Below are 26385 nucleotides of genomic sequence, written 5' to 3' on the forward strand. Positions count from 1 at the left end.
TCACGCGGACGGCGACGCGAGCAGCAGCTCGACGTTGTGGTCGGCCGGGCCGCCCATGTTGTCCGGGTCCTTGTTGACGTCGTTGTAGGACAGCTCGCGGTACAGCGACGCCAGCCCCAGCGGGGAGAGGTCGTCGTAGGGCAGCTGGTAGGGGGCGTCCGATTCGATGAGGGTCGCCAGCAGCGAGAGCGTGCCGTCGGCGTTGTCCACCACCTCGATGACGCGCGCGTACTGCGGGAAGTCGATGTGCGAGGCCGTGTTGACCTCCCAGAACCCCTGCCGCGCGGTGGGCCCCGGGTGCGGGGTGACCCTGTTGGCGTGCGTGTGGCCGTTCACCCAGGCGCACACGTTGGGGAAGCGGTGCAGCAGGTCCACCAGCTCGGCGCCGGAGTGGCGTGGTTCCGCCGGGTTCTCCGGGTCCGGGATGAGCAGTCCCGTCGTATCGCTGGTGTGGTGGCTGAACAGGATGAACAGGGTGTCGTCGGCGCCGGTGCGCACCTCGCGTCCGTCGCCGTCGAAGTACCGGCTGCTGCCGGCGGCGAGGGTCCGTTCGATCCAGCGGAACTGCGCTTCGCCGAACGAGCCGTCGACGAATCCGCCCCGGTTGGTGGAATCCATGCTGATGCCGACGACCCCGGGGGCGATCTCGAAGCTGTAGTAGCCGATGCCGGTCTCGGGTGCGTCGGCGGCGAAGCCGTGCCCGTGCGGTCCGGGGCCCAGGTGGCGGGGGTCGAAGTGCGCGGCCAGGAACTGGCGCGGAGTGAAGGGCGCGCGGCGTGCGTCGGGGGTGACGATACGTGCGGGGTCGGTCATCCGCCCGACGATCCCGGGCACCGCGGCCGGGTCGGTGCGCAGCGCCCTCTGAAGCTGCTCGGCCTCCGCCGCCGAGCCGGGCGCGCCGAGCTTGAGGTTGCCGGTGTAGAGGTCGGTGATGGGCGGTATGCCGCTGGGGGCGGTGCCGATGACGGAATCGTCGTGGTTGCCGAACACCGCGAACCACGGCACCGACAGCCCGGGGCTGGACATCGGCGCCAGCGCCGCGTCGAAGTAGCCGTCGAGGACGGGGAACCCGGCGCGCTTGAAACTGTCGGTGTGCCGGGACTCGGGGTTCCAGTACAGGTCGAAGCCGGAGTCCTGGGTGCCCTCGTACCGGTGCGGGTCGCCGGTGTTCGGCGTGAACCGGCCGCCGCTGAGCGCCGTGAGGTACCAGTCCAGTTCCACGTGCTCGTGGTTGTCGGTGTTGTCGCCGGTGGTGACGACCGCGTCGAACCGGCGGCCCGAGTGCGGCCCGCCGGCCAGCGCGTTGATGCGGCCCACGAGCGAGGTGAGCCCCTGCGTGGTGAGCAGGTCCTGGGGGCGCGACGCGGAGCCGATGAGCGGGTGCACGAACTCGACGCGCACCGGTGACTGGGCGTCGAGGATGTGCATGTCCGTCATCTGGACAAGGGAGGCGAGCGCGCGGCGGCGGTCGGCCCGCGCCGCGCGTGCGGGGGCGAGCTCGGTGCGCACGACCACCGGGTACCCGGGCCCGGCGGTGAGGCGCTGGTACCCGCGCGGCCCGGCGGGCACCGCGACGGCCTCGAGCGTGGTGCCGGCCGTCGACCCGGCCAGGGCGTCGGCGCGGGCGGCGGCCGGGGCCCAGAAACCGCCGGCGGCGCGGCCGGGTGCGGCGGCGCCTAGCGCGTTGAGCGTGAGGGCCCCGCCCAGGCCTGCCCCCGCGCCGGCCAGGAACTTTCTGCGATTCACCGTGGTCACGGCGCCATCCTATGTGACCTGGACGACTATCCGGAACGGGGAGGCGGGTGCCGCGCGCCGGTCTCCGCCGGGCTGCTCGCGCGGTCGCGCCCGCGCGAGCACTGGGAAGGGTTGAGCGCTGGCACTCGCATGTATAGAGTGCTAGTTGGTACCGAAGCGGTTCCGGCACCCGCGACGACGGGACTGCGTGACGCACCGATCCGACTACATTCGATCCGCGCCCGGCGGGGGACGACCCCGCGGGTGTGTATGACCACTGAAAGTGGAGGGCTCATCGTGGCGAGCGTGAACATCAAGCCGCTCGAGGACCGGATCCTCGTCAAGACCAACGAGGCGGAGACGACGACCGCCTCCGGCCTGGTCATCCCGGACACGGCGAAGGAGAAGCCCCAGGAGGGCACCGTCATCGCCGTGGGCCCCGGCCGCTGGGACGACGAGGGCGAGAACCGCATCCCCGTCGACGTCTCGGAGGGCGACACCGTCGTCTACAGCAAGTACGGCGGCACCGAGATCAACTACAAGGGTGAGGACTACCTGATCCTGTCGGCGCGCGACGTCCTCGCGGTCATCGGCTAGCAGTTCCCCCGGGCGTCGGCCCGTACCGCGATGCGGTCCGGTCCGGACCCCGTGACACGACCCGCCCCGGAGACGCCGCCCACGCGACGCCCCGGGGCGGGCGCGTATCAGCGAACTGCCGAGAAGATCCGGAGGAGAGCCATGGCCAAGCAGATTGAATACAACGAGCAGGCACGGAACGCCATCGAGCGCGGAGTGGACCAGCTCGCCGACGCCGTGAAGGTGACGCTGGGCCCGCGCGGCAGAAACGCGGTGCTCGCCAAGGCGTTCGGCGGGCCCCACCATCACCAACGACGGCGTGTCGGTGGCGCGCGAAATCGAGCTGGAGGACCCGTTCGAGAACCTGGGCGCCCAGCTGGTCAAGTCGGTCGCCACCAAGACCAACGACGTGGCCGGCGACGGCACCACCACGGCGACGGTGCTGGGCCGGGCGATCGTGTCCGGCGGCATCCGCAACCTGGCGGCGGGCGCGAACCCGGTGGCCCTGGGCGCCGGCATCGCCCGTGCCGCGGAGCACGTCACGCAGGCGCTGCTGAGCGCCGCACGCCCCGTGGAGGGCAAGGACGCGATCGCGAAGGTCGCCACCGTCTCCTCGCGTGACGAGGAGATCGGCACCATGGTGGGCGAAGCGATGACCGTGGTCGGCGCCGACGGCGTCGTCACCGTCGAAGAGTCCGGCACCATCGACACCGAACTGCAGGTGACCGAGGGCGTCCAGTTCGACAAGGGGTTCCTGTCCCCGTACTTCGTCACGGATGTCGAGGAGCAGGAGGCGGTGCTCGAGAACGCGCACATCCTGTTGTTCCGCGAGAAGATCAGCTCGTTGCCGGACCTGCTTCCTCTGCTGGAGAAGGTCGTCGAGAGCGGTCGGCCGCTGCTCATCATCGCCGAGGACGTCGAGGGCGAGGCGCTCTCGACGCTGGTCGTCAACGCGCTGCGCAAGTCGCTCAAGGCCGTCGCGGTGAAGGCGCCGTTCTTCGGCGAGCGCCGCAAGGCGTTCCTCGACGACCTCGCCATCGTCACCGACGGCCAGGTCGTCACCGCCGACGTGGGCCTGACCCTGCAGTCGGCGGAGCTGTCGATGCTGGGCACGGCCCGTCGCGTGGTCGTGACGAAGAACGACACCACCATCGTCGACGGTGCCGGCGCCAAGGACGAGGTGGACAAGCGCGTGGCGCAGTTGCGTGCGGAGATCGAATCCTCCGACTCCGAGTGGGACCGCGAGAAGCTCGCGGAGCGCGTCGCGAAGCTCGCGGGCGGCGTCGCCGTCATCCGTGTGGGTGCGGCCACCGAGACCGAGCTCAAGGAGCGCAAGCACCGCGTCGAGGACGCGGTGGCCGCGGCCAAGGCGGCCGTCGAAGAGGGCGTCGTCCCCGGCGGCGGCACCGCGCTGGTGACCGCCGCGGCCGGTCTGCGCGACCTGGCCGACTCCGCGACGGGCGACGAGGCGGTGGGGATCGAGCTGGTGCGCACTGCGCTGCAGGCCCCGCTCTACTGGATCGCCGCCAACGCGGGGGTCGACGGGTCCGTGGTCGTGGAGAAGGTGGCGGGGCTTCCGGCCGGCCACGGCTTCAACGCCGCCACGCTCGAGTACGGCGACCTGGTCGCCGACGGCGTCATCGACCCGGTGAAGGTCACCCGCTCCGCGGTGGAGAACGCGGCCTCGGTGGGGCGGATGGTGCTCACCACCGAGGGTGCTGTGGTGGACAAGCCCGAGGAGGACGAGGGCGCCGAGGCAGGCCACCAGCACTGACGCATGAGGCCGCCGACGAGTCGGAACGGCCGTGGCCCGCGGGCACCGCACAGGTGCCCGCGGGCCACGGCCATTTCCGGGGATTCCGGCAGCTCCCGGAGCCGACCGTTCAGGAGGCGGTGCTGCGGAGCGCTGCGGGTTCGTCGGCGTGCGCGGCGCGGCGCCCCGCCACGGCGGCGGGACGGCCGGAGCGGGTGCGCCCGCGTTCCTTGATGATCGACAGGCGCTCGGACTCCGACAGCCCGCCCCAGATGCCGTACGGCTCGGCCAGTGCCAGCGCATGTTCGCGGCAGCTGATCAGAACCGGGCACTGCGCGCACAGTTGCTTGGCACGCTCTTCCCGTGCGGTGCGGGCGTGGCCCCGTTCGCCGTCGGGATGAAAGAACACCGACGAGTCGACTCCGCGGCACAGGCCCTGCTGCTGCCAGTCCCAGTCGTCGACGAGAGGGCAGGGGATGGCGTGTGGGCGGCTCATGGCACCTCCGTCGGGCATCGGTACGGGTGGATCTGCTGCGCGCCGTTCGAGCCGAGCCCGGGGCGTCGGGTGTGACGCGCGGCACGGCCCAGGTGGGCGTGTTGCCACTCTAGGCACGCGCGGAAATTCGTGTCAAACGAGTGTGTGTCACTCAGTGCGGGGATTCGCTGCAAAGCGTGAGCGCATCGAGGGCAGGCGATCCCGGCATCTGAAACGTGCCATCGCCTGTTGGGGCGGATGCGTCCGCAGGGGTGGACGGGGACTGCGCGCCGAGGCGGCGGGAGGCTGGTGCACACTCGGCGGGAACAGTCGGGGACCCACAGTCGGACGGCGCGGATCGCGTCGTGGACACGGGGAGGAGGGCGGTGCGGATGATGCCTGCACAGACAGGTGACGGCGGCGTTCCGGAAAGAGAACCGGATGCGGTGCCGGAGGGGGCCGACGCGCGTGCCCGCATCCTGCACGCGGCGGCGTTCGGCGCCGGGCCCGCGAGCGTCGCGGGGCGGGTCGGCGCCGGAGCCGAGCGGCCGGGCAGGGCACCCGCGATCGTGCTCCCCGCCGCGCGCACCCCCCGTGAGCTCTGGTGGCGGGCGGTGGCGCATTCCGGGGCCGGGTACTACTCCCGGGCGGGCGGCGATCTGGCGGCGCTGGCGGCCGCGGGCGCCGGGCCGGGGGGGACGCGCTGGCGGCGTCGACCGCGGCGTCGCTGCTCCGGCAGATGGGCGGCCACGATCGGGCGGCGGTGTACGACGGTCGCGCGCTGGCGCGGATCGCCGGCGCCGGGGGCGGCGCGCGCGAACCTGTGGCCGGGCACGCGGCCGCCGACGCGTGGACGGGACTTGCGGCGGATCGCCTGGGCCGCGGCGACTGGCGCTCGGCGCGCAGGCTCCTGGCCCGGTGCCGGGAACAGTGCGCGGAGTCCGGTCGGGAGCCGGCGCGGGGCACGGAGACGCCGGGCACGGGTGCGCCTCCGCGCGTGGCACTGCGCCTGCACTGGGTGACGGCCGAGACCGCGATGACGGCGGGCGCCCCGGAGGCGGCGGTGGCCGCGGCGCGCGCCGGGCTGGAGATGCTCGAGGCGGGCGCGTTCCCGTCGGAACGGCACCGGGTGAAGACCCTCCTCGTCGCCGCGGCGGCGGAGGCGGTGGCCGGGAGGCCGGGGGCGGCGGCCGCGCTGGCGGACCGCGCCCACTCCGCTGCCCGGACTGCGGGGCTGGTGCCTCTCCGGTGGGCGGCCGCGATGCTGCTCGCCGGCGTGACGGAGAACGCGGCGGCCGGTGCGGCCGCCTCCGACGTGCACGCATGCCACGGCATCCTCGTGGCGCGCGGGGGCGGGGATCCGCGCCTGATGAGGGGGTATCTCTGAGCCCCCGGCGCGCGTTCGGCACGGCGCCCGGGGGCGCCGTGCTCGGCGGCCGTGGTGTCGGCGGATCGGGCCGGCCGGCACGGCGCCGGGGTGCCAGGGTGCGCTCCGGCGTACCTGCGGCCGATATGGTGGGACGGGACAATCGACTTGAAACATGCATCGCCGCTGTTCGCCGGCGGGGCGAGGACTGGGGCTTGAAGGCACGATGACGCGACCGGACGACGAGGTATCCCGAGATGTCGCGGATGCCGTGGCGGGAGATCGCGCCGCACTGCATCGGCTGCTGACCGAGATCCGCCCCCTCGTCGTGCGCTACTGCCGTGCACGGGTGGGCTTCGCTGAACGCGGCTTCGGCTCGGCCGACGACGTGGCGCAGGAAGTGTGCATGGCGGTGGTGACGGCGCTGCCGCGGTACAAGGATCAGGGCAAGCCGTTCATGGCGTTCGTCTACGGGATCGCCTCGCATAAAGTCGCCGATGCGCACCGTTCGTCCGCGCGTAACAAATCCGAGCCCACCGCAGATATACCGGATGAGATCGGGCGCAACGGTGTCCAGGACGGGACGTACCTGGACCCGGAGCAGTCGTATCTGGATGCGGAATCCCGCGTGCGTGTGGAGCGGCTCCTCGAGGGGTTGCCGGACAAGCAACGCGAGATCATCGTTCTTCGATTGATCGTCGGGATGTCCGCGGAGGAGACGGCTGCTGCGGTGGGCAGTACCGCGGGAGCGGTACGCGTGGCCCAGCACAGGGCGCTCGCAAAACTGAGGAACACTTTTGGAGAGGCGGGTGAGCAGGGTGTCCGAGCGTGACAACGCGACGGGCGACGAGTCCCCCGGGGCGGACCTCGCCGCCATCCTGCACGATGACGAGTTCATCGAATCGATACTCCGCGGAGGCGAGGTGCCGGCCGAGGCCGACGCCGAGGCCGAGCTCGCAGTGCTGTTGTCGGGCGCCCGCCATCAGATCGTGAGCACCCCGATGCCCGGCATGCCGTCGGAGGACGAGCTTGCCGCGGCGCTGGCGTCGGGGATCGAGGAGGCCGGCGCGGGCACGGTGGTGCCGCTGCGCCGGAGCCGTCGGTACCGCTGGATGACGACGGTGACCGCGGGCGCCGCCTCGGTGGCGGTGCTGCTCGGCGGCATCGCCGTGGCGGGGCACTTCCTGGGCGCGGACGAGCCCGTCGGCCAGAGTTCGGAGGACTTCGTCACCGCGGCCAGCATCCGCGACGATCTGGCCCACGCGAAGGACCTGCTGGCCAAGGGGGACCTGCGCGGTTGCCTCGCGGTCCTCGACTCGGCCACGGAGAAGATGGAGAAGATCCGCGGGGATTCGGCGTTCCCCGAGCTCGACGACACCCGCACGGAGCTGTGGGCGCAGGCGACCGGCCGGCCGAAGTCCGAGGCGCCCGCGGTGGGTGCCGACGTCGTCGTGCCGTCGCCCGCGCCGACGAGCACGGCCACTCCTCCTCCGTCTTCGCCGTCCCCGCCGTCGATCGGTATCGAAGGGGTGCCGGGCCTGCCGGACATCTCCGTGCCGCTGCCGCAGATCCAGCTGCCGCCGTTGCCGGACGTGCGGCTGCCGCAGATCCCGTTGCAGCAGGCTCCGGCGCCGAATCCGACGACGACCACCACGCCGACCCCGACGACGCCGCCGACCACCACGCCGACGGAGACCCCGGCGCCGTCATCCAGCGCGGACGAGCCGCCGCCGGGCACAGCCACACCGACACCCACCCCCGGTCCGCAGAAGCAGCAGCTGTCCGACCTCGACGGAAACTGACCCTTCTTCGGGAATAGTTCGCTCGGAGCTTCGTGCCCCGGGCCGGTCGATACACACGCAGAAGACGACGATCGCCGCCGCACCCGTTCAGGGCGCGGCGGCGATCGTCGTTCGCGCAGGTCCGGGGCCGTGCTCGGAGAGCCTGGCCGGCCCGGAGGTGCTCAGATGTCGTGGCCGTCGCTGAACAGCGACGCGTCGTTCATCGCGGCGTCCGCGTATCCACGGCAGTAATCCCAGGTGACGTAGTCCTCCGGCTGCGGGTCGAACGCGGGCTCGTGCGGGCGCACGCTGCCGTCGACGAGCAGCTGCATGAGGTTGGCGCGCAGCATCTCCCAGTCGTGGAAGTGGTCGTCGTGGCAGTCCTCGCAGGCGATGACCAGGCCACGCACGCCACGGTGGCCCAGCAGGGCCTCGTAGACGGCGAGGTCGGCCAGGTCCTCCTCGACGGCCAGGCGTTCATGGGCGTCGAGCGGCTGGGCCGGTTCCGGGGAGTCGAAGGCCGCGGCCGGATCGGCGGGGTCGCCCGCGAACGGATCCGGCGGCAGGCCAGGCGGCAGATGCTCGTGCACGACGCCCACGGTACTTGGGGAGCACCCGAACCCGCCACCGCAGTCCCGTGATGCGCGCGTCGCCGGTCCGGGGGAGTGCGGGGGCGGCGGGGCCGGGGCCGTGCCGGGCGACGGAATGATGCACGGTGACGAGCGTCTCGTGGCGTGCGGCCCGGGCGGTCCGCACGCGCGGATCCCGATACCATGGACCGCATCCCCATCCGCAGCGGCCACACCCAGGAAGGCCAAACATCGTATGAGCAATCCGGCCGGGCAGGTAAACGGCAACATCAGGTTCGGCGGCGACCGCGACGACAAGATCGCGATGACCGGGCTGACGTTCGATGACGTCCTGCTCCTTCCCGCGGCCTCCGAGGTCATTCCCGGCGGGGTCGACACCTCCACGCAGGTCACGCGCAACATCCGGCTGCGTGTGCCGCTGGTCAGCTCGGCCATGGACACGGTCACCGAGGCGCGGATGGCCATCGCGATGGCGCGCGCGGGCGGGATGGGCGTGCTGCATCGCAACCTCGCCGCCGATGCGCAGGCGGGGCAGGTGGAGACGGTCAAGCGCTCCGAGGCCGGGATGGTGACCGATCCGGTCACGTGCAGCCCGTCGCACACGCTCGCCGAGGTGGACGCGATGTGCGCGCGCTTCCGCATCTCGGGGCTGCCGGTGACGGACGAGGCGGGCGCGCTCGTGGGCATCATCACCAACCGCGACATGCGCTTCGAGATGGACATGAGCCGGCCGGTGTCCGAGGTGATGACCGAGGCCCCGCTCGTGACCGCGCAGGAGGGCGTCTCGGCCGAGGCTGCGCTGGGGCTGCTGCGGCGGCACAAGATCGAGAAGCTGCCCATCGTCGACGGCGCCGGCAGGCTCACAGGTCTCATCACCGTCAAGGACTTCGTCAAGACCGAGCAGTACCCGGATGCCACCAAGGACCGCGACGGTCGGCTGCTCGTGGGTGCGGCCATCGGCGTGGGCGAGGAGTCGTGGACCCGCGCGATGGGCCTGGTCGACGCGGGCGCCGACGTCCTCGTGGTCGATAGCGCGCACGGGCACTCGGCGGGGGTGCTGGAGATGATCTCCCGGCTGCGCAAAGAGGTCGACAACCGGGCCGGGGTCGAAGGCGTCGACATCATCGGCGGCAACGTCGCCACGCGCGGCGGGGCGCAGGCGCTCATCGACGCCGGCGTGGACGCGGTGAAGATCGGCGTGGGGCCCGGTTCCATCTGCACCACGCGCGTGGTGGCCGGCGTGGGCGCGCCCCAGATCACCGCGATCCTCGAGGCGGCGGCGGTGTGCCGCCCCGCGGGGGTGCCCATCGTCGCAGACGGCGGCCTGCAGTTCTCCGGCGACGTCGCGAAGGCCCTCGCGGCCGGGGCGTCCGCCGCGATGCTCGGCTCCCTGCTGGCGGGCACGGCCGAATCGCCCGGCGAACTGGTGCTGGTGGGCGGCAAGCAGTTCAAGGCCTACCGCGGGATGGGGTCGCTGGGCGCGATGCAGGGCCGCGGGCAGGGCAAGTCCTACTCGAAGGACCGCTACTTCCAGGACGACGTGCTCTCCGAGGACAAGCTCGTCCCCGAGGGCATCGAGGGCCGGGTGCCGTTCCGCGGGCCGCTGGGCTCGGTGATCCACCAGCTCACCGGCGGGCTGCGCGCCGCCATGGGCTACACCGGGGCACGCACCATCGCGGAGCTCAACGACGCGCAGTTCGTCCGGATCACCGCGGCCGGCCTCAAGGAGAGCCATCCGCACGACATCCAGATGACCGTCGAGGCGCCCAACTACTATTCACGCTGAGCCGCTGCGCCCGGCGCACACCGCGCCGGGCGCCGCAGCGGCGGCAGGACGGGCGGTCGTCGGCCGTCATGGACGGGGCCGTGCCCCTGAGAACCAGGAAAGGGGACACGCGTGCGTGACCTCGTGGAAATCGGCATCGGGCGCATAGCCCGGCGCACCTACCAGCTCGAGGACATCGACATCGTCCCCTCGCGGCGCACCCGCTCGGCCAAGGACGTGTCCACCGCCTGGCAGATGGACGCCTACAGGTTCGACATCCCGCTGCTCGCGCATCCCACGGACGCGCTCGTCTCGCCCGAGTTCGCGGTGGAGATGGGCCGCCGAGGCGGGCTGGGCGTGTTCAACGGCGAGGGGCTGTGGGCCCGGCACCGCGACGTGGAGGACAAGCTCGCGCAGGTCATCGAGGTGGCCGAGGGTGAGGACGGCCCGGCCGCGGCCACCCGCATGCTGCAGCGGCTGCACGCCGCGCCGGTGGACCCGGACCTGCTGGGGCAGGCGGTGGCGTCCATCCGCGACGCCGGGGTCACCACGGCCGTGCGGGTGAGCCCGCAGAACGCCGCCGCGCTCACCCCGCACGTCGTCGCTGCGGGCGTGGACCTGCTGTTCATCCACGGCACGATCATCTCCGCCGAGCACGTGGGAGCGGGGGCGGCGGAGCCGCTCAACCTCAAGACGTTCATCAACGACCTCGATGTCCCCGTGGTGGCGGGCGGCGTCAGCGACCACCTCACGGCGCTGCACCTGATGCGCACGGGGGCGGCCGGCGTCATCGTGGGCTACGGGGCCGCCGACGGCGTCACCACCAGCGGCGAGGTGCTGGGCATGGGCGTGCCGATGGCCACCGCCATCGCCGACGCCGCAGCGGCCCGCCGCGACTACCTGGACGAGACCGGCGGCCGGTATGTGCACGTGATCGCCGACGGCGACATCCGCACCTCCGGCGACGTCGCCAAGGCCATCGCCTGCGGCGCCGACGCCGCGGTCCTGGGCACGCCCCTCGCTCTCGCCGAGGAGGCGCCGGGCAAGGGCTGGTACTGGCCGACGGTGGCGGCGCACCCGTCCATGCCGCGCGGCGCCATCGTGCCGGTCACCTTCGACGACCGCCCGAGCCTCGATACGGTGCTGAGCGGGCCGGCAGACGATCCGTTCGGTTCGCTCAACCTCGTCGGCGGCCTGCGACGGTCGATGGCGAAGTCCGGGTACTCCGACCTCAAGGAGTTCCAGCGCGTCGAGCTGAGCGTGCGGGGATAGCCGCGCCGAGCGGTCAGGGGCGGCGGCCGCGCCGCGCGGGGGTGACCGGCCCGCCGGTCCGCGATCCAGTGCGGCCGTATACCCGGTACCCGCCGTTATAGTAAGATCCCTCACACGGACTTCGGGCAGCGGTCGATGTGGAGGAGACGGCATGGCGCCAGGCGTGGACGGGCCGGACTACGACGTGGTGGTGGTCGGATCGGGATTCGGGGGCAGCGTCAGCGCGCTGCGTCTCACCGAGAAGGGCTACTCGGTGGGGGTCCTCGAGGCGGGGCGCCGCTACGCCGACGACGAGTTCGCCGCCACCAGTTGGGACCTCAAGAAGTTCCTCTGGGCGCCGCGGCTGGGCTGCTACGGGGTGCAGCGCGTGCACATGCTGCGTGATTGCCTCATCCTCGCCGGTGCAGGCGTGGGCGGCGGCTCGCTGAACTACGCGAACACCCTCTACAAGCCCACAGGGCCGTTCTTCACCGACCCGCAGTGGGCGCACATCACCGACTGGGAGGACGAGCTCACCCCCTACTACGAGCAGGGCCGGCGGATGCTGGGGGTGGTGCAGAACCCGACGATGACCCCGGCCGACGAAGTCATCAAGTCGGTGGCCGACGACATGGGCGCGGGCGACACGTTCATCCAGACCCCGGTGGGCGTGTACTTCGGCGAGGCCGGCGAGACGGTGGACGACCCGTACTTCGGCGGCGTCGGGCCCGCCCGCACCGGGTGCATCGAATGCGGCGAATGCATGACGGGATGTCGGCACGGCGCCAAGAACACGCTGGTCAAGAACTATCTGGGCCTGGCCGAGCGGGCCGGTGCGCAGGTGCACCCGATGACCACCGTCACCGCCGTGCGCCGACGGGCGGACGGGGTGTGGGAGATCTCCACCGAACGCACTGGTGCCTGGGTGCGCAAGCAGCGCCGCACCTTCACCGCGGCCAATGTGGTCCTCGCCGCCGGCACGTGGGGCACGCAGAACCTCCTGCACGCGATGCGCGACGCGGGCACGCTGCCCGGGCTGTCTGACAAGCTCGGCGAGCTCACCCGCACCAACTCGGAGTCCATCGTCGGCGCGGGCAAGTTCGCGGTGGACCCGGAGATGGACCTGACCAAGGGCGTCGCCATCACCTCGTCGTTCCACCCCACCGGCGACACCCACATCGAGCCGGTGCGCTACGGCAAGGGCTCCAACGCGATGGGGCTGCTGCAGACGCTCATGACCGACGGCGGCGGGCGGATTCCGCGCTGGCTCAAGCTGCTCCTGCTCATCCTGCGGCACCCGCTGATGACGCTGCGCATGCTCAACGTGCGGCGGTGGTCGGAGCGCACGATCATCGCGCTGGTCATGCAGAACCTCGACAACTCGATTACGACGTTCACCAAGCGGGGCATTCTGCGGCGGCGGCACATCAGCAGCCGGCAAGGCCACGGCGAACCCAACCCGTCGTGGATCCCCGCGGGCAACGAGGCCACGCGGCGCATCGCCGACAAGATCGACGGCATCGCGGGCGGCACGTGGGGCGAGATCTTCAACATCCCGCTCACGGCGCACTTCCTGGGCGGTGCGGTGATCGGCGACGGCCCCGGCTCCGGGGTGATCGACCCGTACCACCGGGTGTACGGGTATCCGACGATGTACGTGGTGGACGGTGCGGCGGTGTCGGCCAACCTGGGCGTGAACCCGTCGCTCACCATCACCGCGCAAGCCGAACGGGCAGCGGCGATGTGGCCGAACAAGGGCGCGACCGACGCGCGGCCGCCGCAGGGCGAGGGCTACCGTCGCATCCGGCCGGTCGCGCCGCGCAGCCCGTTCGTCCCGGCGAGCGCGCCCGGCGCCCTGCGACTGCCGATCACGCCGATCCAGGCGAGCTGAGCGGGGACGGTGCCGTCGGCTTGGGGTTCCTGATGCACACTGGGCCCATGGCGAAGCAGAAGAAGTGGGCGGAGATGTCGTCGGCGGCGCGCGCGGCGATCACGGTGCTGGCCGTGCTGCAGGTGGTGCTGGCGGGTGCGGCGTGGGCAGACCTGGCCCGCCGGGCCCCGGAGCAGGTGAACGGCAGCAAGCGGTCCTGGGCGTGGGGCATCGCGGTGAATTTCGTCGGCCCCGTCGCCTACTTCGCCCGCGGCCGCCGCACGCGGTAGCGCCGCGGCCAAGCGGATTCGGCACGTCTGCAGCCCGGAACGTGCGAAATCCGCTTGGTGGGCGCGTGGGGGTGCCGGGCCTGGGCGTGATGAGGGCTCCCGGCGCGCGCATCGTAGACTGTGCGGGTGCCTGAACTCCGCCTGCAGCAGTCCGCCCGGCCCGTGCTCGTCGTCGATTTCGGCGCGCAGTACGCGCAGCTGATCGCCCGCCGGGTCCGCGAGGCCGGCGTCTACTCCGAGGTCATCGCGCACACCGCGAGCGTGTCGGAGATCTCCGCCAAGGACCCGTCCGGCATCATCCTGTCCGGCGGCCCCGCCAGCGTGTACGCGGACGGCGCCCCGGCGCTCGACCCTGCGCTGTTCGACCTGGGCGTGCCGGTGCTCGGCATCTGCTACGGCTTCCAGGCGATGGCCCGGGCGCTCGGCGGTATCGTGGAGCACACCGGCGGCCGCGAGTACGGGCGCACGTCGCTGGACGTCTCCGGCGGCACGCTGCACCAGGGCCTGCCGGAGCAGCAGCCGGTGTGGATGAGCCACGGGGACGCGGTGACGAAGGCGCCCGCCGGGTTCACGGTCACGGCGTCCAGCGAGGGGGCGCCCGTCGCGGCGTTCGAGTGCCTCGACCGGCGCCTGGCCGGGGTGCAGTACCACCCCGAGGTCCGGCATTCCCCGCATGGCCAGGAGGTGCTCACCCGATTCCTGCGCGACGTCGCCGGCCTCGAGCGTTCCTGGACCACCGCGAACATCGTCGAGCAGCTCATCGAGCAGGTGCGCGCCCAGGTGGGCGACGGCCGCGCGCTGTGCGGACTGTCCGGCGGGGTCGATTCCGCGGTGGCCGCCGCGCTGGTGCAGCGCGCCATCGGCGACAGGCTCACCTGCGTGTTCGTCGATCACGGTCTGCTGCGCGAGGGGGAACGCGGTCAGGTCGAGAACGACTTCGTCGCGGCCACCGGCGCCCGGCTGGTGACGATCGACGCGGCGTCGACGTTCCTGGGCGAGCTGGCCGGCGTCTCCGACCCGGAGGGCAAACGCAAGATCATCGGGCGCGAGTTCATTCGCAGCTTCGAGGGTGCGGTCACCGAGGTGCTCGGGGACGCGGCCTCCACCGGCGCGACGGTCGACTTCCTCGTGCAGGGCACGCTGTATCCCGACGTGGTCGAGTCCGGCGGCGGCTCCGGCACCGCGAACATCAAGAGCCACCACAATGTGGGCGGGCTGCCGGAGGACCTGCAGTTCACCCTCGTCGAGCCGCTGCGCCTGCTGTTCAAGGACGAGGTGCGCGCCGTGGGGCGCGAGCTGGGGCTGCCGGAGGAGATCGTCGGCCGCCAGCCGTTCCCCGGTCCGGGATTGGCCATCCGCATCGTCGGCGAGGTCACCGCGGAGCGCCTGGCGCTGCTGCGCCGCGCCGACGCCATCGCCCGCGAGGAGCTCACCATCGCAGGGCTCGACCAGCAGATCTGGCAGTGCCCGGTGGTGCTGCTCGCGGACGTGCGCAGCGTCGGCGTGCAAGGCGACGGCCGGACTTACGGTCACCCCATCGTCCTGCGGCCGGTGTCGAGCGAGGACGCGATGACGGCGGACTGGTCGCGGCTGCAGTACGAGGTGCTCGAGACGATCTCCACCCGCATCACCAACGAGGTGCCCGACGTCAACCGCGTCGTCCTGGACGTGACGAGCAAGCCGCCGGGCACCATCGAGTGGGAGTGACCCGCGCCGGCGGGCCGGGCGTCACCTCCCCGACCTGCACCCGTGCCGCCGTCTGCGGGGACGCAGTCGCGGGCCGGCGATGAGCAGTAGTCCTACGACGCCGGCGGCGATGACGAACGCCCACCGCAGGTCCACCGCGCCGAGGAAGGCAACCGAGAACGGGCCGAACAGGGCCCAGACGGCCACGGCGAAGGCGGCGAGCGCGGCGCACAGCATCGGGCCGGACGGTCCGCGGCGGTCCCCATGCTCCGCCGGGGCGCCGGTGGCGGCATCAGGGTGACCGTCGGCCGGGCCGCCGGATTCCGCGTGGAATGTGTCGTCAGCCATGGCGGACCACCACCTCTCCGATAGCACTGTCGGCGTTGACGGTGAGGACGGGGCTGTCGGCGGGCTGCCCCGGTCGGGGCGCGGCCGCCGCCTCCGGCAGGCATGTGCTGTCGCCCACGGTCGTGTGGCAGGTGGCGTCGACGCGCATGGTGTCGGGGACGATGACCTCCACGCGGCCGACGTTGTTGCGCACGTCCACCGTCGTGTCCGCGGTGAGGTCGAGGGACCGCAGATCCAGGAGGATCTCGCCCGCGCCCACCTGGTATTCGGGCTGCAGTTGGGCGAGCGTCGTCGGACGGAACTCGCGCTGCCCCACCCCGCCGTCCGTGTCGAGCGAGCCTGCCAGCGAGCCGAGTATGACGAACCCGGCCAGCGGCGCGGCGACGATGAGCAGGCCGTACCCGGTGCGCAGGAACGCCCCGACGGCGAGGCCCGCGCCGACGACGGCGAGCGCGACGGCCGCAATCCGCGGAGCGGTGAGCCAGTCCGCCCCGGCGGCCGACACTCCCGAGGCCACTGCGGCGGCGATGAGCGCCAAACCGATGGTGAACACCGTGAGCCGTGAGCGGCGCCGCTGCGACGGTGCGGGCTCGGGCTCCGGCGGCGGGGTCGGCAGGTCCCATGCGAACGGTGCGGCGCCCAGTGGATCCCACTCGGGCGGGGTGGTGGCACCGGAGCCGGCGGTCGCCGTATCGGCGCTGCCGGCGTTTCCGCCGTCGGAGTTGTCGGCGGCCCGGCCCCGGGCGCCGGTGGTTCCGGCGTCCGCCGACGGTCCGGAGCCGGGCGCGGCCGGCTGCGCGGGGCCGGCGGAGGGCGGTGCGGGAAAGGCGTAGGCAGGGCGCGGGCGCCTGCGGTACAGCAGGTACAGCGCGCCGAGCATGAGCACCGCGCCGAGCAGCCCCGCGCTACCCCTGCCGGTGGTGGCCGGCAGCGTGGACACCGCGACGATCCCGAGTATGCCGAGCAGTGCGATGTTCCTGGCGCGGAACCGGTTGCGGGGCTTGTCCGGCCGGCTCCACGCGGCGGCGTACGGGTGTTGCGGGTGCGGGTAGGGCGGGTACCCGTGGACGCCGTACGGATATCCGAACACGGCCGGGTCCTGGTACGGCTGCCGCGGCGACGGGAACGTGAGCCAGCATGCGACGTACAGCCACACGCCGGCCCCGCCGAAGAGTGCGGACACGACGAAAGCGATCCGCACCAGCAGCGGGTCCACGTCGTAGCGCCTGCCGATCCCTTCCGCGACGCCGGCGATCTTGCCCTGCTCGCGCAGCCGCTCCGGCCGGGTGCGCCACAGGTCTCGCAGTTCGTCGGCGATCCCATCGAGCTGGGGCGGCCCCGTGGGTCTCGTAGTGGTCATGTGCTCAATCGTGGCCGCGCGGCGGTGCCGGCACCATCGGGGATCGCCCTGAATCATGCCGGGGCCGCCGCCGGAACGTCAGGGCAAGCCCTGATGCCGCGCACGGCCGCGCGTGCCAGGATCGGGGTGTGACCACCGAGCGCCCGCCGACGCCGATACCGCAGCCGGCGCCGTACCCGGCCGTCCGGCCGCTGCGGCGCCGCCAGCGCAGCGTGCTGGGCGGGGTCGCGGGCGGGGTGGCCGACCATCTCGGTGTCGACGCGACCAAGGTGCGCGTGGTGTTCGCTCTCCTCGCGGTGCTCGGCGGTGCGGGCATCGTCGCCTATGCGCTGCTGTGGATCTTCATGCGCCCCAGCGCCCAGGGCGGCAGCACCTCGCCGGTGGAGCGCCGCCGCGCCATGGGCCTCATCGTGCTCGGCGTGGCAGGCGCGTTCGCGTCCAGCTGGCTGCTGAGCGGCACCGCGGCGTCGGTGATCGTGCCGATCGTCGTCGTGGGCATCGGCGCGGCGCTGGTGTGGCGGGAGTTCGACGCGGACGGTCCCCGGTCGATCATCGGCATGCCGCGGCACCCCACCGCGCTCACCTGGGCGCGGGTGGTCGCCGGGGTGAGCCTGGTCGTCGTGGGCCTCGGCGTGGTGGTGCTCGCCCAGGTGGACCTCGCCTCGCTGCGCTCGTCGCTGCTGGCGGTCGTCGTCACCCTCGTGGGGGTGGGCCTGCTGTCCGTGCCCATCTGGCTGCGGATGGTGCGCACCCTCAACGAGGAGCGCGCCGCCCGCATCCGCGACGCCGAACGCGAGGAGATCGCCTCGCACCTGCATGATTCGGTGCTGCAGACGCTCGCGCTGATCCAGAAGCAGCCCGGCGACCCACAGCAGGTGCTGCGCCTGGCACGGTCGCAGGAGCGCGAGCTGCGGCAGTGGCTCTTCGGCGGCTCGCGCACCGCGCAGGACAGCCTCACCGAGGCGCTGCGCGCGGCGTGCGGCGAGGTGGAGGACCACTACGGGGTGACGATCGACCCGGTGTTCGTCGGCGAGATCGACGCGGCGTCGCGGTCCTCGGAGGACGGTGCCCGGCCCTCGGGTCAAGCGTTGGTGGCCGCCGCGCGGGAGGCGCTGGTGAACGCGGCCAAGCATTCCGGGGCGCAGCGGGTGGATCTGTACGCGGAGGCGCAGGCTCCGCCGGAGGCCGCCACGGACGGCGAGCGGATGCGGGTGAGCGTGTTCGTGCGCGACCGCGGCGTCGGCTTCGACCCGGACGCGATTCCCGCCGACCGCAAGGGGGTCACCGGCTCGATCCGTGCGAGAATCGCCCGGCACGGCGGCGCGACGGAGATCCGCTCCGGGAGCGAGCGGGGCACCGAGGTGCGCTTGACGATGCCGTTCGCGGTGCCGCGGGCCGCGGGGGACCGGATCGGAGACGAAGGAGCAGTCAGTGGGTGAGGTTCTGCGCGTGTACCTGGTGGACGACCACGCGGTGTTCCGCTCGGGGGTGCGCGCCGAGCTGAGCCGCGAACCGGACATCGAGCTGGTCGGCGAGGCAGGCGACGTGGCCGGGGCCGTCGAGGGCATCGGCGCCGCGCACCCGCACGTCGTGCTGCTCGACGTGCACATGCCCGGGGGCGGCGGCGTCGCCGTGCTACGCGGGGTGGACCGCCCGGGCAACGGGGCGGCGGCCGGTGCGGCCGGCGGTGAAGCCCACCCGGACCCGGTGTTCCTGGCGCTGAGCGTCTCCGACGCCGCCGAGGACGTCATCGCCGTGATCCGGGCGGGCGCGCGCGGGTACGTCACCAAGACGATCTCCGGCTCCGAGCTCGCCGATGCGGTCCGCAGAGTGGCGGGCGGGGACGCGGTGTTCAGCCCGCGCCTGGCCGGATTCGTGCTCGACTCGTTCACCGGCCGCTCGCCGCTGCCCGAGCCGGCGCTGGACCCGGAACTCGACTCGCTGACCCCGCGCGAGCTGGAGGTGCTGCGTCTGCTGGCCCGCGGCTACACCTACCGCGAGATCGGCGGGGAACTCTTCATCTCGGTCAAGACGGTCGAAACGCACGCATCGAACGTGCTGCGCAAGACCCAGCAGTCCAATCGCAATGCGCTCACCCGGTGGGCGAGCCGCCGGCGGCTCGACTGAGCGCCGATTTCATCTGGATTCATTCGAACCGGTCACGCAGAGGTCACGGGGAGGTTACCGTCTAGGCGTCCGGAAGGGGGACGCCGACGGCTGCGGGGCGCTGGAGGGTGCACCTGCGCTGCGGGGAATAGAGCCTTCGGCGCGGCCGCCTTCGTACACCGCAGCGAGGATCCCGCGTACTGATTCGAGGAACCCATGGCCACTGCCGTGCCGCCATCCGCCGCCGTGCAACCATCCGCCGCAGTGCCGTCGGATGACCCGCCGAACACCTGCCCGCCGCCTGCCGGTCTGCGCTCTGCACGATTGCGTACTGCCGCATGGCGGGGCGACCGCTCCGGGGCGCGTCCCCGGCCACGGCGGCGCCGCTACGTCCGCGGCCTGCTCGTGGCGCTCATGGCGGCCGCGCTCACCATCGGTGGGACGGCGGTGGCCGGTGCCGCGCCCGGGTCGCTGGACCCGGGCGGCCTGTCGGGTTCGGCGGGCTCGGTTCCGCAGTCCGGCGACCCCACCGGACCCACCGGGTCGCTGGGGTCGCTCGCACCCGGCTCGGGGCGCGTCGACTTCGGCACCGGGGTCAACCCGGTGGTGCTGCCCATTGCGGCCGACCCGTCGGTGGTGCGCGCTCCCGACGGCACCTTCTACCTCTACGCCACCTCCGACGACTGGCAGGACGGTGGCGGCATGCACCACCTGCCTATCTTCCGCTCCACCAACCTCGTCGACTGGACGGTGGCGGGCAACGTGTTCCCCGGCAAGCCTGCGTGGGTGGACCCCGCGGGCGGGCTGTGGGCGCCGGACGTGCACCTGGTCGGCGACACCTACGTCGTCTACTACTCGGTGGGCGGGACGGCGGATCCGTGCATCGGCATGGCCACCTCGGAGTCGCCCACCGGGCCGTTCACCGACCTGGCCCGGCCGGTGTTCTGTTCGTCCGACGTGGGCGTGCCCGGCACCATCGACCCCTCCGTGTATTACGACGGCGCCACGCCCTACGTGTTCGTCGGCAACTTCGGCGGCATCTACGCGATTCCGCTGACCCACGATGGCACGGCGGTGGCGGGCGACGATCCGAAGGCCGCACCCGTCCGCGTGGCGGGCAACGGGTACGAGGCGCCGTACATCCAGCACAAGAACGGCTACTACTACCTGTACGTCTCGGCCGGAAACTGCTGCAACGGCGCCGCGAGCGACTACCGGGTGTACGTGGGCCGGTCGCAGAACCTGCTGGGCCCCTACGTGGACTCCTCAGGACGGCCGATGCTCGACGAGGGCGGCGACCTGATCCTGTCCGGCAACGTCACCTGGCTGGGCCCGGGGCACATCACCGTGGTCACCGACGACGCCGGCGCCGACTGGGCGATGTACCACGCGGCGCCGCGGGCGGCCCCGCGATTGGGCGCGGGCCCGCAGAACCGGGAGGGGATGATCGACAGGATCAGCTGGGTCGGTGGCTGGCCGCGGATCGGCGACGGCACCCCGTCGTCCACGGCGCCCGCCGTGCCCTACATCGGCGGCGTGTAGGAGGCGGCGCTCTGCGGCCCGTCAGGCGCGGCGCCGCCGCTCAGAAGATGCTGGTGACCAGCAGGACGAGTATCAGTGCCAGCACCACGGCGATCCCCGCCACGATGGCGGCGCGCAGGAACCACGCGTAGCCGGGTGCAGGGGCGGGCGTGGAGTGCCGGGGCACCCGCGACGACGCGTCCGCGTGGATGCGCGCCGGCTCGGCGTGGGTCTCCGCGCCCCACGGGAGCGTCGCCAGCGCGGGATTGTCCGGCTTGCGCACCTGGTCCAGGGGCGTGGCGTGCTGCACGGCGAGGAGCCCGCCGACGGTGCTGCCCGGCACCGCCTTGCTGCGTTGCCGTATGCCGCCCGCCCGGCGCACCCACACGGGGATGCGGCCGTCGGGGGCGAGCAGCGGCGAGGTGAGCATCAGACCCGGATCCAGTTCGTCGCCGGCGGCGACGTGCGCGAGCCGGTCGCGCGCCTCCGCCATGGTGGGGCGCCGGGCGGGGTCCGGCTCGAGCATCGCGAGCACCACGCCCATCGCCGGGTGCTCGGACAGCGGCGCGGTGACCTCGCCGCGGGCCACGTTGTGCAGCACCACCGCATGGTCCTCGTCCACCCCGAACGGCGGCAGCCCCTCGATCGCGGTATAGACGGCGGCGCCCAGGGAGAACACGTCGCTGGACGTCGTCGGCGTGTGGCCGCGGGCGATCTCGGGGGCGAAGTAGGCGGGGGTGCCCACGATGACGTCCTCGCCCACGCCCGCCGGGTCCGGGGACCCGGCCGGCGCGATCTCGTCCGCGGCAGCATCCTCCGCCGGAACATCCTGCGCCACCGCGGGGACGGCCCGGGCGATGCCGAAGTCGCTGATCTTCACGACGCCCGCCGTGGTGCCCCGGTCCGCGATGAGGATGTTGCCCGGCTTGATGTCGCGGTGCAGGATTCCCGCACTGTGCGCCTCCGTCATCGCGTCCGCAACCTGGGCGCCGATCTGCGCGGCCTGCTGCGGCGGCAGCGTGCCCGTCATGTGCAGAACCTGCGCCAGGCTGCACGACGGCAGGTACTCGAGGACGATCCACGGCGCGCCCTGGTCGAGCGTCACGTCGAAGACGCGGGTGATGTGCGGGCCGGCGAGCTGGGACAGAACGCGGCCCTCGTGCAGGGCGCGGGTGCGGAGCGACTCGGCGCGGTCCGATTCCAGCCCGGCGGTGTCCGCGATCTGTTTGAGCGCCACCTCGCGGTCCAGCAGCACGTCGCGCGCCAACCACACCGTCCCCATGCCTCCGCCGCCCAGGCGCGATTGCAGGCGGTACCGCCCGGCGACGAGATAGTCCGGTCCGGCGACGTGCGGGGAGGGGGAGGATCCGGTCACTTCATGAGGTTACCGGAGCCGCCCGTCCGCGGCCCACGCCGCGAGCACGGACCGGACGGCGGCGACGAGCAGCAGCGGCTGGTCGGCCATCGGGTGGTGGCCGGTGTGCGGCAGCTCGAACACCAGCGCCCCGGGACCGAAGCGCGCGCGCATCTCCGCGAACACGTCGTCGGCGATGATCCCGTCCTGTGCGCGGAAGTAGGCCATCGGGCACGGCGGCGGCCCGGCGCCCAGCAGGTCGCTGCCGTCGCGGCCGGTCATCGAGGGATCGAACTTCCACGACCAGCCGCCCGGCACCGGCCCCATCGACGTCCGGGCCACGTGGTCGATCACATACGGCAGCGTCACCGTCTGGGCGGGGATCAGGCGGAAGTGTGCGAGCGCCGTGTCGACGTCCGGGTAGACCTTCTTGGGGCGGCGCAGCGCGGAGCCGCGCGTCTCCTCCTCGGCGGGCGTGCGCAGGCGGATGGGGGAGTCGATCACCTGGATTCCGCCGAGCCGATCGCCATGGCGGTGCGCTGCCACGTAGGTGACCATGCCGCCCATGCTGTGCCCCACGACGACGGGCCGCGCACCGAGCCCGGCCGCCTCGGCGACGGCGACGAGCTCGTCCGCCCACTGGGCCAGCGCGTAGTGGTCTCGGGTCTCGCTGTCGCCGTGGCCGGTCAGGTCGAGGGCCGCGACCCGGTGCCGGTCGGCGAGCTGCGGGGCGATGTGGTCCCACCAGTGCGAGTGCGCGGCGCCGCCGTGGACCAGCAGGATCCCCGGCGTGGCGGCGTCCTGCGGCCCGGCGTCCCGGGGTGCGGCGTGCCGGGGTGCGGCGTGCCGTTCCCACACCCGGTACCGCACCTGCGCGCCGCCCACCGTGACCTCGCCGTGGGACGGCCGGGCCGCCAGCGCGTCGGTGAACCATTGCGGGGCGCTCGTCACGGGGTCCATGGACCGAACCTACGGGATGGCGTCAGCCCTGCCGGGCGAAGGTGATCACCGTGCCGTCGAAGGGGGTCCCCGCTGCGCCGGCCAGCGTCAGCGTGTCGCCGTCGAGGCCGATCGTCGCCCCGGCGGCGAGCAGCTGTGTGAGCCACTGGTCCTGCTCCATCAGCGCGGGTTCGCAGGCCATCATCGTGCTCGCGGCCTGCGGCACGGTCAGCGTGCCGTCGGCGATCGTGTAACCGCCGAAGAGCCGGTTGCACCCGGCGTGCAGCGAAGCCATGTCGCCCTGGAAGGTCGCCTCGATCGTGGAGCCGGGCACCAGCTCGTGGCCGGTGACGGCGGTGCTGGTGAACACGGCGCCGTCCAGCTCGGCCGGGGTGGGGGCGTCGGCCATCGCGGGTCCGCCTTCCTGCTCGGTGGTCGTCGCCGCGGGCGCGGGGGTGCCCGGGCCGGCCGGCTCCTGGCTGTTGCTGCAGGCACCGAGGGCCGTCGCCGACGCCGCCAGCGCGGCGGCGGCCGCCACGGTGCGCGCGGTGCGGTGTGCGCGGCCGTCGGTGCGGCGCAAGGGGGTCCATCGCATGCGTCGAGCGTAGTGCGCGGCGCGCGACCGCCGTCAGCGCCCGGGCGGCCGGGCTCCGGCGAGGCCGGCCCCGGCGATCCCGGCGGCGGCCACGGCCGCGAGCACCAGTCCGAGGATCAACACCGACGGGACGGTGCCGATGAGGCCGCCCAGCGCGGCGAGCCCGATCACCGGCAGCGCCATGCCGATATAGGAGATGAGGAAGAAGCCGGAGTGGGCGCCCGCCCGTCGCTGCGGGTCGGCGATGCGGTCGACGGTGACGCTGCCCGCCTTGAACAGCAGGCCCGCGGCAGTGCCGGCCACGACGGCGGAAACAACGAACAGTGCCAGCGACGAGGAGTGGACGGCGAGCGCGGTGAGCAGCCAGCCGGCCGGGTACAGCACCGCGCCGGCGGCCGCGAGCGTGCGGGCGCGGGCGTTGCGCAGGAGTAGCTGCGCGCCCGCCGCGGTGCCCATCACCAGCATCACCAGGACACCGGAGAGCACGCGGCCCGGCGCGGTGAGCACGTCGGCCAGGATCACCGGGACCAGCGCGGTGAACGTGCCGAACACGGCGAACGCCGTCAGCCCCATCGCGCCCGAGCAGAAGTACACCCGGGCCCGGCCGTGCGGCACCGCGATCAGGGCGCCGGTGGCGTGCGCGCGCGGCGCGGTCTCCGGGACCAGCGTCAGCGCGAGCCCCGCCACGGCGAGGGCGGCGCCGAAGAACAGGAACGGGGCGGTGAGCGGCCCCGGGATCCACTCGCTGATCATCCCGCCGAGGAGGGCCCCGGCGCCCAGTCCGCCCAGATTGGCGAGCGTGGTGGCCGTCGTGGCGCTCGTTGCGGGCCTGCGGACTGCGCCGCGGTGGCCCAGCTCGACCATCGCCGCGGTCGCCGTCGACGTCGTCAGACCCACGCCCATGCCCTGGACGAGCCGCGCGGCGAGCAGGCCCGGCACGGACTGCCACAGCAGGAACACCAGCACCGACGCGACGCCCAGCGCCGCGGCCGCCGCCAGGATCCGGGTGCGGCCGAAGCGGTCCGACAGGCTGCCCGCGAACACCAGCGTGGCCACCGTCCCCGCCGCGTACATGGAGAAGACGACGGTGACCATGGTGGGGCCGAAGCCGTCGCGCTCCTGGTACAACGGCCACAGGGGCGTGGTGACGGTGCCGTAGCCCATCGTCGCGAAGAACAGCAGGCCCACCACGGCGAAGCCTGTGCGTAGGCGGGTGTCCGCGTTCTCCGGCCGTCCTGGCGGTGCCGGCGCGGGCGGTGATCCCACGCGGGCGCTATCGCCGTGCGGCGGCCTGGGCGGCCACGATCGCGTCCGGCGTCACCGCGTCGAGCGCGTCGTCGAACGCGTGGTGGGTCTTGACGTACTTCGCCACGTACGGGCACACCGGGACGATGCGTATGCCCGCCGTGCGGGCGTCGGTGAGAGCGTGCTCGACGAGGACCCCGGCGAGCCCACGTCCGCCGAAGCGCTCGTCGATCTCCGTGTGGTAGAAGATGCGCCGGCCGTCGGCGTCGGTGTAGGCGGCGAAGCCGGCGGCCTCGCCGTCCAGTGCGATCTCGTAGCGCAGCCTCTCCGGCGCGTGCCGCACCGTCGGCTCCGCGCTGTCCGGATGCGTACTGTCCGAATGCGTTCCCATCTCCTCAGCCTGCCCGATGCGTCCGTCTCGTGCCCGGGGTTCCGCTGCGCGCTTCGCGGCCTCGCAGGCCGCGTCGACCCGGCGCGCCCGGCGCGTGGCGGCGGCGGTGACCACGCAGGTGAGGGCGGCGGCGACGGGCAACGCGTGCGGCAGCAGCGCCGAGAACCCGACGGCGGCCGCCCCCGCGAGCAGCACCGCGTCCAACAGGCGGTCGCGGCGGTGCCGCAGCGACAGCAGCCAGAACATGATCATGAACAGCGCGATCGGGACGGTGACGAGTGCCGACGACGCGGTGCGCGACAGGGCCGTCGCACCCACGTCGTAGTCGAGCACCGCCCCGATGCCCACGGAGAGGGTGGCCACCGCACCGAACACGAAATAGTGCCCGTACCCCCAGCGCAGCGCCATCGACAGCCGGTTCAGCAGGTGGTGCTGCGGGCGGTCGAAGTACAGCCACCACACCGAGCCCGCCAGCACGAGTGCGCTCGCGCTCACGACGATCAGGGTGCCCGGGCCCGACACGTGATCGCGGGCGACGATGATCGCATTCGTCGAGGCCAGGATCGTCTCGCCCAGCACGATCAGCGTGAATGAACCGTAGCGGTCGGCGATGTGCTCCGGGTTCCACGGCGTGGGGTCGCGGCGCTCGGCCAGTGCGGGCACCGCGAGCTCGCACGCGGCGAACACCACGAACAGCGGGGCCTGCCAGGCGTCGGGGACGAACAGCCACGCGACCCACAGCGACTGCACGGCGGTGATGCCGCAGGCGTAGGTGAGGGCGACGCGGCGGCGCCGCGGGTCCGCGCGGGACGCCCGCAGCCACTGCATGACCATCGCGATCCGCATGACCACGTAGCCGATGACGACGAGCGTGAAGTCGCGTTCCGTCATGGCGTCCGGCATGCCCGCGGCGAGGATCAGCACGCCCGCCATCTGCACCAGCGTCATCAGCCGGTACCGGGCGTCGTCGCAGTCGTAGGCGCTGGCGAACCACGTGAAGTTCATCCACGCCCACCAGATGGCGAAGAACACCATCGCGTAGCCGGTCAGGGCGGAACCCACCCGGCCGTCGGTGACGCCCGAGTGGAATGCCGCCGACGCCAGGCTCACCGCCACCACGAACACCAGGTCGAACAGCAGCTCCAGCGGCGAGGACCCGCGGCCCTCCTCGGCGGGGTCGCGGGGGGTCATGCCGCCGGGCGCGGGCAGGCGCAGGGCGTGCGGGGGCGTGGGCGGGGACGTGTCCGTCACGGGTCGACGATAAGCGCGCGCGGGTCTGTTCGCCGGGTGGTTGGGTGCCGGGCCCACGCCGAGTGGGGCCGTGTCGGGTGCTTTTCCGCAGAAGAGCGCCGCGGACGGCCCCACTCGGCAATCGTCGCGCGGACGGGC

General features: G+C 72.9%; 21 protein-coding genes and 2 pseudogenes. 13 read left to right on the forward strand and 10 right to left on the reverse strand.

Annotation, left to right across the window (positions count from 1 at the left end; all coding sequences use genetic code 11):
• Positions 1-1755 carry a TIGR03767 family metallophosphoesterase gene (locus H4F70_RS04885; protein WP_182359220.1) on the reverse strand — a complete coding sequence of 585 codons (1755 nt, stop codon included), beginning with the start codon at positions 1753-1755 and terminating at the stop codon, positions 1-3.
• Positions 1756-2031: 276 nt separating this feature from the next.
• Between H4F70_RS04885 and groES the strand changes: the two genes are divergently transcribed.
• Complete coding sequence (gene groES, locus H4F70_RS04890; RefSeq protein WP_143906608.1) at positions 2032-2331, forward strand: co-chaperone GroES; 300 nt, start codon at positions 2032-2034, stop codon at positions 2329-2331.
• A gap of 141 nt (positions 2332-2472) precedes the next feature.
• Positions 2473-4084: pseudogene (gene groL, locus H4F70_RS04895) on the forward strand (chaperonin GroEL).
• Between the two features lie 196 nt (positions 4085-4280).
• Here the strand turns inward: groL and H4F70_RS04900 are convergent.
• Positions 4281-4559: pseudogene (locus H4F70_RS04900) on the reverse strand (WhiB family transcriptional regulator); the annotation flags it as partial.
• A 718-nt stretch (positions 4560-5277) separates the two neighbouring features.
• Here H4F70_RS04900 and H4F70_RS04905 point away from each other — a divergent pair.
• From H4F70_RS04905 to H4F70_RS04915, 3 genes are all read left to right on the forward strand, one after another.
• On the forward strand, positions 5278-5925 hold the full coding sequence (locus tag H4F70_RS04905; RefSeq protein ID WP_182359221.1) for a hypothetical protein: 648 nt from the start codon (positions 5278-5280) through the stop codon (positions 5923-5925).
• A 205-nt stretch (positions 5926-6130) separates the two neighbouring features.
• The gene (locus H4F70_RS04910) at positions 6131-6736 is read left to right on the forward strand and encodes a sigma-70 family RNA polymerase sigma factor (protein WP_182346143.1); all 606 of its coding nucleotides are present in this window, start codon (positions 6131-6133) and stop codon (positions 6734-6736) included.
• Entirely contained in the window at positions 6714-7706 is a 993-nt protein-coding gene (locus tag H4F70_RS04915) for an anti-sigma-D factor RsdA (protein WP_182359222.1), read from the forward strand. The genes H4F70_RS04910 and H4F70_RS04915 overlap by 23 nt, the downstream gene beginning before the upstream one ends.
• 161 nt (positions 7707-7867) lie before the next feature.
• Here the strand turns inward: H4F70_RS04915 and H4F70_RS04920 are convergent, their stop codons facing one another.
• A complete protein-coding gene (locus tag H4F70_RS04920) occupies positions 7868-8275 on the reverse strand; it encodes a DUF5319 family protein (protein ID WP_182346141.1) in 408 nt (135 codons plus the stop codon).
• 235 nt (positions 8276-8510) lie between these two features.
• Between H4F70_RS04920 and guaB the strand changes: the two genes are divergently transcribed.
• From guaB to guaA, 5 genes are all read left to right on the forward strand, one after another.
• Positions 8511-10061 carry an IMP dehydrogenase gene (gene guaB / locus H4F70_RS04925; RefSeq protein ID WP_182359223.1) on the forward strand — a complete coding sequence of 517 codons (1551 nt, stop codon included), beginning with the start codon at positions 8511-8513 and terminating at the stop codon, positions 10059-10061.
• Positions 10062-10172: 111 nt separating this feature from the next.
• Positions 10173-11312 (forward strand): GuaB3 family IMP dehydrogenase-related protein, encoded by a 1140-nt coding sequence (locus H4F70_RS04930; protein WP_182359224.1) that lies wholly within the window; start codon positions 10173-10175, stop codon positions 11310-11312.
• 151 nt (positions 11313-11463) lie between these two features.
• A complete protein-coding gene (locus H4F70_RS04935) occupies positions 11464-13182 on the forward strand; it encodes a GMC family oxidoreductase (protein WP_182359225.1) in 1719 nt (572 codons plus the stop codon).
• A 47-nt stretch (positions 13183-13229) separates the two neighbouring features.
• The gene (locus H4F70_RS04940; RefSeq protein ID WP_182359226.1) at positions 13230-13451 is read left to right on the forward strand and encodes a hypothetical protein; all 222 of its coding nucleotides are present in this window, start codon (positions 13230-13232) and stop codon (positions 13449-13451) included.
• Between the two features lie 126 nt (positions 13452-13577).
• Positions 13578-15158 (forward strand): glutamine-hydrolyzing GMP synthase, encoded by a 1581-nt coding sequence (gene guaA / locus H4F70_RS04945; RefSeq protein WP_276529692.1) that lies wholly within the window; start codon positions 13578-13580, stop codon positions 15156-15158.
• Between the two features lie 21 nt (positions 15159-15179).
• Here the strand turns inward: guaA and H4F70_RS04950 are convergent, their stop codons facing one another.
• Together H4F70_RS04950 and H4F70_RS04955 are read right to left on the reverse strand one after the other, a co-directional pair.
• Positions 15180-15485: a hypothetical protein gene (locus tag H4F70_RS04950; protein ID WP_182359227.1), complete on the reverse strand. Its 306-nt coding sequence runs from the start codon at positions 15483-15485 to the stop codon at positions 15180-15182.
• Positions 15478-16845: a PspC domain-containing protein gene (locus tag H4F70_RS04955; protein WP_182359228.1), complete on the reverse strand. Its 1368-nt coding sequence runs from the start codon at positions 16843-16845 to the stop codon at positions 15478-15480. The genes H4F70_RS04950 and H4F70_RS04955 overlap by 8 nt, the downstream gene beginning before the upstream one ends.
• Positions 16846-16973: 128 nt before the next feature.
• Here H4F70_RS04955 and H4F70_RS04960 point away from each other — a divergent pair, with 128 nt between their 5' ends.
• The 3 genes from H4F70_RS04960 to H4F70_RS04970 all read left to right on the forward strand — a co-directional run bounded on the left by H4F70_RS04960 (position 16974) and on the right by H4F70_RS04970 (position 20493).
• Positions 16974-18284, forward strand: coding sequence for an ATP-binding protein (locus tag H4F70_RS04960; protein WP_372497557.1), 1311 nt, complete (start codon positions 16974-16976; stop codon positions 18282-18284).
• 4 nt (positions 18285-18288) lie between these two features.
• Positions 18289-18972 (forward strand): LuxR C-terminal-related transcriptional regulator, encoded by a 684-nt coding sequence (locus H4F70_RS04965; RefSeq protein ID WP_182346232.1) that lies wholly within the window; start codon positions 18289-18291, stop codon positions 18970-18972.
• Between the two features lie 303 nt (positions 18973-19275).
• Complete coding sequence (locus H4F70_RS04970) at positions 19276-20493, forward strand: family 43 glycosylhydrolase (protein ID WP_182359229.1); 1218 nt, start codon at positions 19276-19278, stop codon at positions 20491-20493.
• 40 nt (positions 20494-20533) lie between these two features.
• Here H4F70_RS04970 and H4F70_RS04975 read toward each other — a convergent pair whose 3' ends face one another.
• Genes H4F70_RS04975 through H4F70_RS04995 form a run of 5 tightly spaced genes read right to left on the reverse strand, consistent with a single transcriptional unit; the run spans position 20534 to position 26247 of the window.
• Complete coding sequence (locus tag H4F70_RS04975) at positions 20534-21847, reverse strand: serine/threonine-protein kinase (RefSeq protein ID WP_268968353.1); 1314 nt, start codon at positions 21845-21847, stop codon at positions 20534-20536.
• 9 nt (positions 21848-21856) lie between these two features.
• Positions 21857-22786, reverse strand: a complete 930-nt coding sequence (locus H4F70_RS04980) for an alpha/beta fold hydrolase (RefSeq protein WP_182359230.1) — start codon at positions 22784-22786, stop codon at positions 21857-21859.
• Between the two features lie 22 nt (positions 22787-22808).
• Positions 22809-23360 (reverse strand): META domain-containing protein, encoded by a 552-nt coding sequence (locus H4F70_RS04985; RefSeq protein ID WP_182359231.1) that lies wholly within the window; start codon positions 23358-23360, stop codon positions 22809-22811.
• Between the two features lie 33 nt (positions 23361-23393).
• Positions 23394-24626 carry an MFS transporter gene (locus H4F70_RS04990; protein ID WP_182359232.1) on the reverse strand — a complete coding sequence of 411 codons (1233 nt, stop codon included), beginning with the start codon at positions 24624-24626 and terminating at the stop codon, positions 23394-23396.
• 7 nt (positions 24627-24633) lie between these two features.
• Complete coding sequence (locus H4F70_RS04995) at positions 24634-26247, reverse strand: GNAT family N-acetyltransferase (RefSeq protein WP_182359233.1); 1614 nt, start codon at positions 26245-26247, stop codon at positions 24634-24636.
• Positions 26248-26385: the final 138 nt, after the last annotated feature.

Origin of the sequence: Tomitella gaofuii (genome assembly GCF_014126825.1) — a bacterium.
Taxonomy (GTDB): domain Bacteria; phylum Actinomycetota; class Actinomycetes; order Mycobacteriales; family Mycobacteriaceae; genus Tomitella; species Tomitella gaofuii.